This is a genomic window from Blastococcus sp. TF02-8 (assembly GCF_003319175.1).
GTDB lineage: Bacteria > Actinomycetota > Actinomycetes > Mycobacteriales > Geodermatophilaceae > Blastococcus.
This window is the reverse complement of the sequence record NZ_QOHK01000001.1, coordinates 738497-751030: the sequence shown is the minus strand read 5'-3', so window position 1 is coordinate 751030 and position 12534 is coordinate 738497. Positions and strand designations below refer to the sequence as shown.

The window sequence follows — 12534 nt, the reverse complement described above, 5'->3', positions numbered from 1 at the left end:
GCCGCCGACTTCGCTAGGTTGCGACGAACGTCCTCTCGGCGACTGGAGCCTCCGTGCGCATCGGCATGCCGATCTCCTACAGCAGCGGCTTCGCGGAGACCGCCGCGGTCATCGCCGAGTACGAGAGCGTGGGCCTGGACACGGTGTTCGTCGCCGAGGCCTACTCCTTCGACGCCGTCAGCCAGCTCGGCTACCTCGCCGCGCGCACGACGACGATCGAGATCGCCTCGGGGATCCTCAACATCTACTCGCGCACGCCGGCCCTGCTGGCCATGACCGCCGCCGGCCTGGACTTCGTCTCCGGCGGCCGGTTCACCCTGGGGATCGGTGCCTCCGGCCCGCAGGTGGTCGAGGGTTTCCACGGCATGCCCTACACCGCGCCGCTGGCCCGCACCCGCGAGGTCGTCGAGGTCTGCCGCACCGTGTGGCGCCGCGAGCGGCTGGACCACCACGGGACGTACATCGACGTCCCGCTCACCGCCGAGCGTGGGGGCAGCGGGCTCGGCAAGCCGCTCAAGCTGATCAACCAGCCGGTGCGGGAGCGCGTGCCGATGGTGCTGGCCGCGATCGGGCCCAAGAACGTCGCGCTCGCCGCCGAGCTCTTCGAGGGCTGGCAGCCGACCTTCTTCCTCCCCGAGGGCAGCGCGAAGGTGTTCGGGGAGCCGCTCGCCGAGGGCACGGCGCGGCGGGACCCGGAGCTGGGACAGCTCCAGATCGTCGTCGACACCCAGCTGCTCATCAGCGAGGACGCCGACGAGCAGGCCGCCGCACTCGACCGGGTGCGGGCGCAGCTGGCGCTGTACGTCGGCGGCATGGGCGCCCGCGGCAAGAACTTCTACAACGACCTCGCCGTCCGGTACGGCTACGAGGATGCCGCCACCACGGTGCAGGACCTCTACCTCGCCGGCCGCAAGGACGAGGCCGCCGCGGCGCTGCCCGACGATTTCGTGCGCGGGGTGTCGCTGATCGGCCCGCGGGGGCACGTCGCCGAGCGGGTGGCCGCCTTCCGCGAGGCCGGCGTCACCACGCTCAACGCCACGCCGCTGGCCGCCGAGCACGGCGACCGGCTGCGCTCGATCGAGGTGCTCAAGAGCCTCGGCTGATCGGCACCAGCGGCACGACGCTGCCGTCGGCGGCCAGGTGCAGGCTCCACGAGACGTCCTCCAGGAGACCGGAGAGCGCCTCCGCCCAGGCCTCGTCGTCCGCGGTGGGGACGGCGGAACCCGGTCGGCACAGCGCCAGCGCGAGGTGCCCCCGGCCGCCGAGCTGGTCGGCGAGCAGCGACTCGTGCACCTGACGGAGCCCTACCAGCAGCTGGAGATCCGGCACACGGGGCACGTCGTCGACCGGGATGACGATCGGAAGCTGGCGGCCGTAGGCGTCGAGCCAGAGCAGCCACAGGTGACGTTTGGCGAACTCCGGCGGGTCCAGCACCAGTTCCCAGCGGGCGGTGAGGTCGGCGTCCGAGCGGACGGGGGCGTCGGTCAGCGGGGGAGTGGTCATGCCCGGAACCGTGTCAGTTCCCGCCGACGCGCGTGAGCGTTGTCCACAGGCCGCTCATCCCAGGAGCTGGAGCACCCGCCGGGCAACCTCGCCGCGGTCGGAGTCCGGCTGGCGGAGCTGTTCGGACGCGAGCGCAGACCGGACGGCGTCCCTCAGCGTGTCCGTACCGGGCGGCGCAGGCTTCTGCTCCGCCAGCGCCTCGGCGGCACGAAGTGCGTAGTACTGCTCGAAGGCCGAGCGTGATGAGGTGATCGCCTCGGCGACGGTTCCCGGGTCGGCGAGGGCAGGATCGGCGTACATCATCCCGAGGGCCACGATGCGATAGCCGTCGTCGCCCGCCCTGAAGAGGCCACGCACGGCTTCGGGGGAGCTGAACGCCGTGGATAGGGCGCGCGACTCCTGCCGTACCAGGGCGTCGAGCTCCTCGGTCCGCCGCCAGCTCGAGGCCTGGCTGGCGCGGATCGTCTCGTACCGAGTGGCCACCGTGCGCGCGGCCTCGAGCAGTCGTGCCGCCTCGCCGCGCAGTCGTTGCGCCCCCTGCAGGTCGCCGGCGGCCTCGGCCTGCGTGGCCGCCTCCAGCTGAGACGCCGCCGCCTGCTGCAGCTGAATCTTGAGGCCTGCGCCCTCCATCGTCTCGATGCGGTCGCCGAAACTCGCGATCGCGACGAGAACGAGCCCGGCGGCGATGAGGGCACCGGTACCGGTCGCGTTGGTGGAGACGAAGACTGCGACCGCGCCGGTGACGAGCAGTGCGACCCCGGCCGCGGCGAGAGGCGCCCTCGGCAAGCCGTGCGACCCCGTCGGAGGACGCAGTCGCGAGAGCAACGCCATGGTCGACCCCCGTGCCGAGGTTCAGGAGCGACGACTATAGGACCGCTGCGCGTCCGGTGGGGTGGAGCGCGTCGTCACAGCCGGCTGGTCGTGGCGTCGTCCTCCTCGCCGCCGAAGTAGTGGTCGAGCACCTCGCGGAAGACAGGCTCATCAGAAGCACGCGCGAACAGGGTCATCGACGAGCGCAGCTTCACCGCGTCGATCGAACCCATGACGGCGACCGGGTCGTCGACGTCCAGGGCGGTGAGCGCGCGGGCGCACTCGACCAGCCGCCGGCCGAGCACCGGATGCGCCAGGTAGGCGCGGGCCTCGTCGAGGTCGGCGATCGCGAACCGCTGCGCCATGCCGCTGCGCCCGAGCCCGGCGATCTGCGGGAACACGAACCACATCCAGTGCGTGCGCTTCTGCCCTGCGCGCAGCTCGGAGAGGGCCTGGTCGTAGGTGTCGCGCTGGGCGTCGACGAACCGCTGCAGGGGATCGCTCACCGGTCGAGGCTCGGCGCTGAGCGGCGCGGCGGCAACCCGGTGTGAGATCCCGCACTACCCCGATCCGCCCCCGGACTGCCGATGAGGCAAGGGAGGCGACGGACCCTTCGCTACTCCCGTCGCCGGGGGGGATCGGAACGGCATGGCTCGACATCAGCGGATCGGCAACGCCCTGGCGGTGCTCGGTGGCGCTCGCCCCGACCTGTTGGCGGCGACGCCGGGAGCCCGTCCCAAGTTCGTGGCACTGGGCGGCGTCCTGCTGAGCACCGGCGGCCTCGCCGTCCTCTCCGCGGCCTTCGCCGTGCACATGGCCATCGGCGTCTGGTGGCCGTTCGCGCTGCTGCTGGGCATCGGCTGGGGCGCGGTCATCGTGAACCTGGACCGGATGCTGCTGGTCGGCATGGCGCACGACGCCTCGCTGAAGCGGAACATCGCCCTCGCCGTGCCGCGCGTCGGGCTCGCGCTGATCCTCGGCGTCGTCGTCGCCACCCCCCTGACGCTGCAGATCTTCCACAAGGAGATCGACACCGAGATCGTGACCATGCAGGCCGAGGCGGCCGACCAGTATCGGACGTCGCTGGCCTCCGACGCCCGGTTCGCCGGCATGCCGGAGCTCGAGGAGAGGATCGCCACCGAGCGGTCGATCGTCGCCAGCGGTGGGCGCACCGACCCCCAGCTCGCCGTCGTTCAGGGCACGGTGGCGGCCAAGCAGGCCGCCTACGAGCAGGCCGCGGCCACGGCGCGCGACCTCGAGACGCGCGCCCAGTGCGAGCTCGACGGCACCTGCGGCACCGGTGACGCCGGCCCCGGCACGGCCTACCAGTCCGCGCGGGCCAATGCCGACGCGCAGACCACCGCCGTCGCCGCCGCCAAGGCGGAGCTCGACGCCGCCCTGGACCAGGCCGCGAACGCGCAGGAGCGCAGCGCCGCCCAGGCGACGGGCGCACTGGCGACCGACGAGGCGGAATTCGAGCGGCTGACCGCGGAGCAGGACCGGCTGCAGGCCGCGTTCGACTCCGCCAACGAGGGCTCCGGCGGCATCCTGCTGAGACTGGAGGCGCTCGACCGGCTCAGCGACAAGAACGGCACCCTCTGGGCCGCGAAGACGATGCTCTCGCTGATGTTCATGTGCATCGAGCTGCTGCCCGTGATCATGAAGCTCCTGCTGAACTTCGGCCCGCCGAGCGCCTACGACAAGCTCGCCGCGATCCGGGACGCCAGCGACGTCGCGGTCGAGGAGCTGCAGCAGGAGTCGCGGCGCACCGTCGTCGAGGCGCAGGAGGAGCTGCTGGTCCTCGCCGAGAAGGAGCGCGTCGACCGGCAGAAGGAGGCCATCCTGGCCCGCCGCCGGGCGGCGCTGGCCGCGGCCGCCGCGCAGACGCTGGCCCCGCAGGTCGAGACGCCGGCCGAGGCGGTCGAGCGGCGCCCGGGCTGGGACACCGGTCCGATCATCGGCCTCGCCCGTGAGGCGGCGGCGCGGACCGTCCGCACGGTGCGCCGTCGCCCGACCGACCGGATGCCGACCGGCGTCTGACCCCGCCTCACCCCCGGGCGGTCGGCTCCTCGCAGAGGAACCCGAGGGCGTCCTGCGCGTCCCGGCGCGCGCTCTCCGGCAGGGCCAGCCACGCAGGGGCGGTCGGGTCGGCCAGGTGCCGCTTCAGGTGCAGCAGCCGGGAGCGGTCACTCGACGAGCGGGCCCGCTCCTCGAACGGGTCGACGCAGGCGAGCAGGACGGCGGCGTCGGTCAGGTGCCGGTCGGGGTCGCGCGTGTCCGTCCTGTGCGCGGCCGCCTTGAGGATCAGCGCGCCGAAGGCGTCGGGCACGCTCAGCCGGGTCGGACCGCCGTCGCCGATCTGCAGCTCCGTCGCGACCGTGCGCCGGCGTGCCTGGGTGCCGCCGGGCACCGTCACCAGTTCGTAGCCGCGGAACCGCTCGAGCGTGCGGGCCGGCGCGTGGTCGGGGGCGACCATGTCGACGACGGAGCGCGGTGAGCCCACCAGGTCGACGGTCGCCGACCCCCGGACGAACCGGTGCGCGGTGCCCACGCGGGAGTCGATGCTCGGGGCCAGCTCGTAGCCCAGCTGCTCCAGCCCACGGGCCACCTGGGCGGCCCGACCGCGCTCGGTCTCCACGTGCAGCAGGACGTCGACGTCGTTCGTGGGGCGGACCACCGGCAGTCCGGCCGCGACGGCGTGCAGCTGCACCATCAGCCCGCCGATCAGCGTCCAGGACGACGCGGGGACGACGGCGGCCAGCTCGGCGACGTCGGGCCATGGGCGGCCCCAGCCGCCCGGCGGGGTGCCCGGCCGCAGGGGCTCAGCCACGCAGGGCCGCGACGGCGCGGTCCAGGATGCGGCGGCCGGCCGAGCGCTCCCGGGGGTCGGTGGAGGCGGCGAGGTCGAGGCCGGCCAGCGCGTGGCGGTCGCCGTCGGCCAGCTCCCGGACGACGTCCATGGGCATGTGGGTGCCGCGCAGGGTGATGTCGCCGCCCGGGTCGATCTCCATGCGGTAGCGGATGACCAGGTCGAGGATCTCGGCCTCGGCGATGTAGCCGTCGGGCCGGTCGGGCATCGGGGTCAGCCCGCCGATGCCCAGGTTGATCCCCGAGGGGGCGAGGGCACGGAGGAGGTGCATCCCGGCGCGCGGGTGGGCGCGGTAGCGGCGGACCGTGGCGCGGTTGCGGGTGCGGGCCACCAGCTCGTCTGCGGTGGCGGCGGCCAGTGCCGAGCGCAGGCGCGACCGCTGGGCCTGGCCGAGCCACGGCGCCGGCCGCCCCTCCAGCAGGGCGACGGCGGCCCAGGCTGTCGGCTCCTCCCACGCGCGCAGGCGGCTGCCGTCGCGCTGGGCCATCCACTGGGCGACGGACTCGGCGTCGATGCGGTCGGGCCCGATCGCGACCAGCTGACCACCCGAGACCAGCCGCTGGACGTGGCGGAGCGAGACCCCGATCCGGTCGGCGGCCTGCTGGTTGCTCAGAAGAGCCATACAGACAGTGTCGCCAGCGCGACACTGTCCATCAAGCCGAATCGGCGACGTTACCGACCCGATCGGACGGGAACGGAGTCTGATCGGTTAGACAGTCCCCATGACCGAGGTGACGACGGCGACCGGTGGGGGCTGGCTGGCCCGCGAGGAGATGGACGCGGCCCGCGAGCGGCTGCCCATCCTGTACGTGGACGTGATCCCCGTGCGGGTGGACGAGCAGGGCGTCGTCACCGCGGTCGGGCTGCTGCTGCGCGCCGGCGAGGACGGGCAGATCAAGCGCGCCCTGGTCTCGGGCCGCGTGCTGTACCACGAGCGGATCCGCACGGCCCTGCTCCGGCACATGGAGAAGGACCTCGGCCCGCTCGCGCTGCCGCGGGTACCACCGGCGCCGCAGCCGTTCACCGTGGCCGAGTACTTCCCCACTCCGGGGGTGACGCCGTTCCACGACCCGCGGCAGCACGCGGTGTCGCTGGCCTACGTCGTCCCGGTCGAGGGCGACTGCGCCCCGCAGCAGGACGCGCTGGAGCTGACCTGGTTCTCGCCGCTCGAGGCGCGGGACCCGGCAGTGCTGGGTGAGCTGATGAACGGCCAGGCGACGCTGCTGCTCCAGGCACTGGCGCACCTCGGCGTCTAGGCCTGGATCAGCCGGTCGGGCGCTGCCGGTCGTCAGCCGTCGAACCCCGGGGGCCTCGGGTCCCCGTCACGTCGGTGCCGGTACTGGTGGCGCCGGGTGCGTGCGAGTGCCCGCTCGGTCGTCGTCCCCGGGTGGGTGAGGGCCGCGATGGCGACGAGGAGCACCGCGAGCACGCCGACCGCCGTCCATCCTTGGCCGGTGTTGTTCAGGAAGTACCCCAGCGTGGCCGTCCAGGCGATGGCGAGCGCGACGTAGAACCAGCGCCAGGGCGGGGTGAGGCCGTCGCCCCAGTACCGGCGAGACCTGGCAGCGGCCCTCTTCGGCACGGGCTCTCCTCTTTGGATCAGCCCGCGACGTCGTCAACAACGCTCATGGGCACTACAGCTAGGCGATGAATCGAGCGATCAGGTAGGCGACGCAGCCGACGAACAAGGCATACGCCCCAGCCCAGGCGACAGCCACGGAGCGGAACGTCCGCTGCGTATCGACGTCGCCCGACTGCCAGGCTCTGGGCGTCGAGAGATCCTGGCCCAGGAACTCCTCGATGGTGCGGATCGCCCGCCTGGCGCTTGGGTAACGGGCGATCGTGCCGATGAGGGACGTGGCGATCGCCGAGGAGCTCTCTTTTCGACCTGATCGCAGGACGACTTGGAATCCGTCCTCGGCCGACAGGTGGGACACGTCCTCCCAGGGGATGGTCACAGCCACCCAGAGATTGACCAAGGTGAGGTAGCCGTCCCGTCCCACCACGATGGCGGTGGTGCCGAGCAGAAGTGCCGGGGCCGCCAGCACTCCCGTCAGCGTGGCCACCAGAGCACACCGGAGGCTCGACTGCTCCGCGAACGGTGCGGCCAACCAGCCCCACATCAACATGAAGAGCAGGTACAACACCAGGGCGACGCGCAGGCCCGGATTCGCCCGGATGACCAGTCTCGACGAGCTCGTCGGCATCGGCCTCACCTCCTGCGCTTGACGTGCCAGGCGTTGCTGTAGCCCATCAGGGCGAGCGAGCCGTTCGTCAACATGTTGAAGCCGATCTGTTGCGCTCGCGGCTGGCGGGCGAGACCGCCGGCCGCGTGCCTGCCCATCCTCGCGAAGGCACTGTTGCGCCAGGCTCCGCTGATCGCTCGGCCCGCACCCCCGCCGACCAGAGCCAGGCCGGCGTTGAAGGCGAACGCCTTCCCGTCGAACGGCCGTTCAGTCGAACCCACGGACAATCACTGCGTAGTCGCAGGCGCATCAGAGGTATCGCTCTACACCATTTGATCTTGCACAACGCGTCTCTTCATCGTGAGAAGTCCAGGAGGTGAGATCTGCACTATCGGGGAGCAGGGGCGCGCGACGGCGCCGTCGGGTGTCGCCGTTCTGACGGCGTCAGACCAGCTCGGGGACGCGGAGCTGGTGCAGGACGAGGTCGAACTCGGCCACCTCGGTGGCCGACATGTGCAGCGCCCGGCGGAACTCGTCGCGGATGTACATGGCCCGCTGCCGCGAGGCCTCCAGCGCTCGGCGGTCGGCGTAGACGGCGGTGAGCGAGTTGTCACCGCTCCGCGGGTCGAGCAGCAGGCTGAGGCTGCAGAAGCCCGGCATCTCGTCCATGCGCGGGATGAGGTCGGTGCGGAAGACCTCGAGCACGCGCTCGATCGTCGCGGGGTCGACGCGGGACCAGGTGACCCGGGCGCAGGCGTCGTCCCCGGCGGGGTGCAGCCGGTGCACGGCACCGATCTCCCACTCGCGGACCTCGGCGTCGGTGGCGCCGAACTGCCGCGTCGCCCGGTCGCGCAGCGCACGCACCCGCTCGCGGGTGCCGGCGATCGCGTCCTCGGACTGCCAGGCGGTGGTGACGATGACGCGCCCGGAGTCGCGGTCGCAGAGCATCGACAGGCCGATGCAGCCGTCCATGTCGCTCACCGCGGGAAGCACGCTGTCGCGGACGTCGGCGATGCCGTCGTCCATCCGCGTCGGGTCGGCCGTGATCGTGGTGGTCCGGGCGTGCATGACGCCCTCCCTTCCGCGAGGACTCGCGACGTCTCGCGGCGACCATGCTGCTCGGCTGCCGCCCGCTGTCAACGGGTGTGCGCGCGGCTCCGCGTCAGGCGGGGACGAGCTCCCGGTCGGAGTCGTGACGGCGGGTCGAGACGGCGTACGCCACCGCGGCGGCGACCACGAGGCCCGCACAGAGGGCGGGGGCGGCCAGCGCGGTCGTGACGCCCAGCCGGTCGACGACGAGCCCGGTCAGCGCCGACGTGACGGACTGGCCGACGACGATCGCGGACCCGAGCATCGTCATGACGGTCGCGGAGCGGCCGGTGGGGCTGAGTTGCGCGGCGAGGCTGTAGAGGGTCACCAGGGTCGGGCCGATGCCGAGGCCGAGGACCGCCAGGGCGACGACGAGGCCGGTGACCGACCGCGCGCCGGCGAAGGCGATGGCGGCGGCGAGCAGCAGGGAGCCGAAGGTGAGCCAGCGGGCTTTGAGCGTGAACCGGGCCGGCAGGGCCGCCGAGCCGAGCGCCAGCGCGGCGGAGCCGATGCCCATGACGCCGTAGAGCAGGCCCGCGCGGTCGCCGTCGCCGTCGGCGGCGAGGAAGCCGGTGAGGCTGGTCAGGGTGGCGCCGAAGAAGAAGCCGACGCCGAGCGTGCCGATGACGACCGACATCAGCGGGACGCGGAGGAGGTCGCGGACGGGCGCCGGCTCGACCGGAGTGGAGTCGGTGCCCGGATCGACCTGCCCGGTGTGGTGCAGGGCGAACGCGGTGACGAAGACGAACGTGAGCGCCGAGGCGCCGGCGATCGCCACCCAGGGCGCGACGGCGCTGGCGAGGATGCCGACGAGGAACGGGCCGACGATGAAGACCGTCTCGTCGGCGGCGGACTCGTAGGCCATGGTGCCGCTGAGGGTCTTCTCGCGGCGGTCCGGCTCCACCCAGCGCTTGATGATGGCGACCAGGCGGGTGCGGGAGAGCGGGGCGACCTGCGGCGCGCTGGCGCCGATCAGGACCGACAGCGCGAGGACGACGACGTCGGCAGCGCTGCTGGAGACGACGAGGATGAAGGCACCGAGCAGGGTGGCGTTGAGCAGCCCGACGGGGACCAGGACCCGGCGCTGGCCCCACCGGTCGACGGCGGCACCGAGCAGCGGGCCGGCGAGGGCGGTGCCGAGGCCGGCGGCGGCGGAGTTCAGCCCGCCGAGGGTGACCGAGCCGCGCTCGGCGACGACGAGCGTGAGGACGCCGACGACCATCATCGCGAACGGCAGGCGCGCGACGAAGGCGAGCGGGAAGTAGGAGAGCCCGGCGTGCCGGAGAACAGGGGACTGCGTCATGACCTCGGTGCTTATACGGATCAGGCGTGCCGCCTTGATCCGTCAGCAGGGCCGACGGCAGGTAGTTACACACGGAACGTTCAGGAACGGCGTCGATCCTATCCCGCCGAGAACCACTGTTCGCAGCCGTCGATCAAGCGTGGCGTGTGTTCCGATGATTCCGGCGCTGATGAGCGTGCCCGCCCCGGGGCAGCGGTGGGGCGGGGCTCCCGATCACAATCCGGTCGGACGACTGGGTAACGGAACCGAGCTCACCTAGTGTGCGGGCGTGGCCTTTCCACCGGATCCTGACCACGGGCGACCGCCGAAGCAGATCGCTGCCGTGATGCGGCTCTTCGACAAGCCACTGCACCGTGACGGGTTCGCCTGGTGGACCGGCGTGTGGGCGCTCATCGCAGCGCTCTCGCAGATCTTCCCGTCGGAGGGCGTCAAGCCTGCGACGGCGATGCCGGTGTGGGCGAACGCCATCCTGAGCGCTGCCCTCATCGGCTTTCTCCTGGGTCTGGTCCCCGCATATTTCCGTCTTCTCGCGAGGCGGAGGCGCTTTCGGAGACATGCGGCGGCGAACGGGGTTCCCGCCCCGACAGCCACAGGCCCGCAGCAGCGAGTGACGGTCGCGAGCGGGCCGGCCGCACCCCAAGGCCACGCCGAAGCCTCGAGACGTACTGCGGCGTCACCCCCGCCGGAACCTCCCTTCGAGCGCCAGGACCCGCCACCGGACCGCAGCAAGGGCGACGCCGGCGCCAGCCGCGCTGAGCCATCCAGGGGCGCCACGCCGATCAGTGCCCTCGACCTCGCCGTCCTCCGCGAGGAACCGACGCTGCAGCAGGCGCGGAAGGTGCTGCCCTACCCGATCGCGAGGTCCATCCGAGGGATCCAGCAGTCCGGCGACCTGAAGGACGCGTACGAGAACGTCCTCCGTGCCGCCGAGACGTTGTCTACGGTGCTCGGCATCGTCTCGACGATCTGGGCCCGCCAGCACCAGGTGCGCACGCCCGAACTCGACAACCTCCAGAAGGGCTTCGCTCGGGGCCTCACCTGGGGGCACTGGCTCGACGTCGTGCGGTCCATGGATCGCGTCATGGCGACACACCCGTCCGCGCTCATCGGTATGCCCGACGCCCTGAAGCTCAAGAAGGGCAACACCGGTCTCGAGCCGGACCTCCGCCGGCCGCTGAAGGAGTGCAACCAGTGGGCGCACGGAGCCGGCCCCCGGAACAACCTGGAGGCGTCAGAGCGGCTGGCAGAGGTCGTTCCGCCGTTCCTGCGGGCCGTCGAGGCTGCGGGCTTCCTGGCCGACATGCCCTGGTTGCTCGTGCACGACGTGAAGTTCCGCCGCCGGGAGGGTGACTTCCTCATCTCGGCGTCGGAGGCCATGGGAGATCATCCCGACTTCGAGCACCGGAGCCTCAACAGCCCGACCGCGCTGGCCGAGGACGTCTTCTACCTGCAGACCCCCGAGGGTGCGCTCGACCTCACTCCACTGGTCGTGATGCGACCTTGCCCAACGTGCCACCAGCGAGAAGTGGCCTTCTCGGACCGTCTCGACGGAAGGCAGCGGGTCGCGCTCAAGACCTTCGACCGGGGGCATGTGCTCTTCGACGACACGCTCGCGGACGAGGTGTGGACTCTGGTGGCGCCGCCGCCGACGGTGAAGGCGGACGAGGCGGACTGAGTTGCGCCGGGTGAGTGCGCTGTGCCCGGTAGGGGAGTCGGCGACGGCGGTCTGACCGCGCTGCGCGGGCGCGTCGGACGCATGGTCTGATGCCTGTCAGGAGTGCGGCGACTGGCGCTAGGGCTGGTCCGCTCGGCAGGAAGGTGGGCTCGTGGCCGGTACTGGTGAGGTTCAGCTCGATGTGGACGGCGCCGTCGCGATCGTGACGCTGAATGCCCCGGACCGGCGCAATGCGCTGACCCCGGGGATGGCCGACGAGCTGATCGCCACGTTCGACGAGGTGGACGCGAAGCCGGAGGTCGGCGCGCTGGTCGTGCGCGGTGTCGGCAAGTCGTTCTGCGCCGGTGGCGACGTCGCGACGCTGACCTCGGCGGGCAAGGATCCGGCGGCGCCGGATGCCTACGAGGGCATGGGCAAGATCTACGACTCCTTCTACCGGCTGGGTCAGGTCCGCGTGCCCACGGTGGCGGCGGTGCGCGGTTCGGCCGTGGGCGCCGGAATGAACATGCTCCTGGCGGCGGACCTTCGGATCGTTGCCAAGGATGTCCGGCTGCTGGCCGGCTTCCTCAAGCGAGGCATGCACCCGGGCGGCGGGCACTTCGTCATCCTGTCCCGGCTGATCGGCCGTGAGGCGGCGGCTGCGATGGCGCTGTTCGGCGAAGTGATCAATGGTGACAAGGCCGTGGAGCTCGGGCTGGCCTGGGAGGCGCTGGACGACGCCGCGGTCGAGGCGCGGGCCGTCGAGCTGGCTCAGCGGGTGGCCGCAGATCCGGAGCTGGCGCGCGTGGCGGTGGGCAACTTCCGTATGGAGGTCATCAACGGCGCAGTTCCGTGGGATGTAGCGATGCAGTCGGAGCGCCCGGCTCAGATGTGGTCTATGCGCCGCTCGGCTCAGTAGCCGGGCAGCCACCGCGGTAGCTCCCCATCCTTGCTGGATCGCCGATATCACGTCGTCACAGGTCAAGGCGATGCCGGCGTCGAGGTTCGGGGTCGGCGTTGATGGTGGTGGATCGAGCGTGCATGCCACCGCACCTTCCCGGTTGGCCAGGCCGTCCGGGCGCGCGCACCAGCAGCTAACCCGGCCGCTGCTGGAGGGCTG

The 12534-nt window shown here is 72.0% G+C and carries 15 protein-coding genes; 5 read left to right on the top strand and 10 right to left on the bottom strand.

All coding sequences use genetic code 11. The annotated features are described in order from the left end of the window. Positions 1–53: 53 nt before the first annotated feature. The gene (locus DQ237_RS03495) at positions 54–1103 is read left to right on the top strand and encodes an LLM class F420-dependent oxidoreductase (RefSeq protein WP_113797077.1); all 1050 of its coding nucleotides are present in this window, start codon (positions 54–56) and stop codon (positions 1101–1103) included. On the opposite strand, the gene DQ237_RS03490 is transcribed toward DQ237_RS03495, so the two are convergent. The 3 genes from DQ237_RS03490 to DQ237_RS03480 all read right to left on the bottom strand — a co-directional run bounded on the left by DQ237_RS03490 (position 1087) and on the right by DQ237_RS03480 (position 2819). Next, on the bottom strand, positions 1087–1503 hold the full coding sequence (locus DQ237_RS03490) for a hypothetical protein (RefSeq protein WP_113797075.1): 417 nt from the start codon (positions 1501–1503) through the stop codon (positions 1087–1089). The genes DQ237_RS03495 and DQ237_RS03490 overlap by 17 nt on opposite strands. Before the next feature lie 54 nt (positions 1504–1557). Continuing rightward, on the bottom strand, positions 1558–2289 hold the full coding sequence (locus DQ237_RS03485) for a hypothetical protein (RefSeq protein WP_147251731.1): 732 nt from the start codon (positions 2287–2289) through the stop codon (positions 1558–1560). A 119-nt stretch (positions 2290–2408) separates the two neighbouring features. Beyond that, entirely contained in the window at positions 2409–2819 is a 411-nt protein-coding gene (locus DQ237_RS03480) for a DUF1810 domain-containing protein (protein WP_113797071.1), read from the bottom strand. Between the two features lie 142 nt (positions 2820–2961). On the opposite strand from DQ237_RS03480, the gene DQ237_RS03475 reads away from it, so the two are divergent. After that, the gene (locus DQ237_RS03475) at positions 2962–4353 is read left to right on the top strand and encodes a DUF4407 domain-containing protein (protein WP_113797069.1); all 1392 of its coding nucleotides are present in this window, start codon (positions 2962–2964) and stop codon (positions 4351–4353) included. 7 nt (positions 4354–4360) lie between these two features. Here the strand turns inward: DQ237_RS03475 and DQ237_RS03470 are convergent, their stop codons facing one another. Both DQ237_RS03470 and DQ237_RS03465 read right to left on the bottom strand, forming a co-directional pair. Beyond that, the gene (locus tag DQ237_RS03470; RefSeq protein ID WP_113797067.1) at positions 4361–5143 is read right to left on the bottom strand and encodes a hypothetical protein; all 783 of its coding nucleotides are present in this window, start codon (positions 5141–5143) and stop codon (positions 4361–4363) included. Further along, positions 5136–5804 carry a hypothetical protein gene (locus DQ237_RS03465; protein ID WP_113797065.1) on the bottom strand — a complete coding sequence of 223 codons (669 nt, stop codon included), beginning with the start codon at positions 5802–5804 and terminating at the stop codon, positions 5136–5138. The genes DQ237_RS03470 and DQ237_RS03465 overlap by 8 nt, the downstream gene beginning before the upstream one ends. Before the next feature lie 100 nt (positions 5805–5904). On the opposite strand from DQ237_RS03465, the gene DQ237_RS03460 reads away from it, so the two are divergent. Continuing rightward, the gene (locus DQ237_RS03460) at positions 5905–6438 is read left to right on the top strand and encodes an NUDIX hydrolase family protein (RefSeq protein ID WP_113797063.1); all 534 of its coding nucleotides are present in this window, start codon (positions 5905–5907) and stop codon (positions 6436–6438) included. Positions 6439–6470: 32 nt separating this feature from the next. On the opposite strand, the gene DQ237_RS03455 is transcribed toward DQ237_RS03460, so the two are convergent. The 5 genes from DQ237_RS03455 to DQ237_RS03435 form a co-directional block, all read right to left on the bottom strand. After that, the gene (locus DQ237_RS03455) at positions 6471–6764 is read right to left on the bottom strand and encodes a hypothetical protein (RefSeq protein WP_113797061.1); all 294 of its coding nucleotides are present in this window, start codon (positions 6762–6764) and stop codon (positions 6471–6473) included. Between the two features lie 58 nt (positions 6765–6822). Then, on the bottom strand, positions 6823–7389 hold the full coding sequence (locus tag DQ237_RS03450) for a hypothetical protein (protein WP_113797059.1): 567 nt from the start codon (positions 7387–7389) through the stop codon (positions 6823–6825). Between the two features lie 5 nt (positions 7390–7394). After that, positions 7395–7649 carry a hypothetical protein gene (locus DQ237_RS03445; protein ID WP_113797057.1) on the bottom strand — a complete coding sequence of 85 codons (255 nt, stop codon included), beginning with the start codon at positions 7647–7649 and terminating at the stop codon, positions 7395–7397. 163 nt (positions 7650–7812) lie between these two features. Then, positions 7813–8436, bottom strand: coding sequence for an antibiotic biosynthesis monooxygenase (locus tag DQ237_RS03440; RefSeq protein WP_113797055.1), 624 nt, complete (start codon positions 8434–8436; stop codon positions 7813–7815). 94 nt (positions 8437–8530) lie between these two features. Next, on the bottom strand, positions 8531–9760 hold the full coding sequence (locus DQ237_RS03435) for an MFS transporter (RefSeq protein ID WP_113797053.1): 1230 nt from the start codon (positions 9758–9760) through the stop codon (positions 8531–8533). Between the two features lie 838 nt (positions 9761–10598). Here DQ237_RS03435 and DQ237_RS19395 point away from each other — a divergent pair. After that, positions 10599–11435: a hypothetical protein gene (locus tag DQ237_RS19395; protein ID WP_147251730.1), complete on the top strand. Its 837-nt coding sequence runs from the start codon at positions 10599–10601 to the stop codon at positions 11433–11435. Between the two features lie 151 nt (positions 11436–11586). Then, on the top strand, positions 11587–12333 hold the full coding sequence (locus tag DQ237_RS03425) for an enoyl-CoA hydratase/isomerase family protein (protein ID WP_113797049.1): 747 nt from the start codon (positions 11587–11589) through the stop codon (positions 12331–12333). Positions 12334–12534 lie beyond the last annotated feature (201 nt).

Coding starts and splice junctions, on each gene's coding strand:
- DQ237_RS03450 (WP_113797059.1), bottom strand. CDS start 7,389: ATGCCGACGAGCTCGTCGAGACTGGTCATCCGGGCGAATCCGGGCCTG.
- DQ237_RS03440 (WP_113797055.1), bottom strand. CDS start 8,436: ATGCACGCCCGGACCACCACGATCACGGCCGACCCGACGCGGATGGAC.
- DQ237_RS03490 (WP_113797075.1), bottom strand. CDS start 1,503: ATGACCACTCCCCCGCTGACCGACGCCCCCGTCCGCTCGGACGCCGAC.
- DQ237_RS03435 (WP_113797053.1), bottom strand. CDS start 9,760: ATGACGCAGTCCCCTGTTCTCCGGCACGCCGGGCTCTCCTACTTCCCG.
- DQ237_RS03475 (WP_113797069.1), top strand. CDS start 2,962: ATGGCTCGACATCAGCGGATCGGCAACGCCCTGGCGGTGCTCGGTGGC.
- DQ237_RS03460 (WP_113797063.1), top strand. CDS start 5,905: ATGACCGAGGTGACGACGGCGACCGGTGGGGGCTGGCTGGCCCGCGAG.
- DQ237_RS03465 (WP_113797065.1), bottom strand. CDS start 5,804: ATGGCTCTTCTGAGCAACCAGCAGGCCGCCGACCGGATCGGGGTCTCG.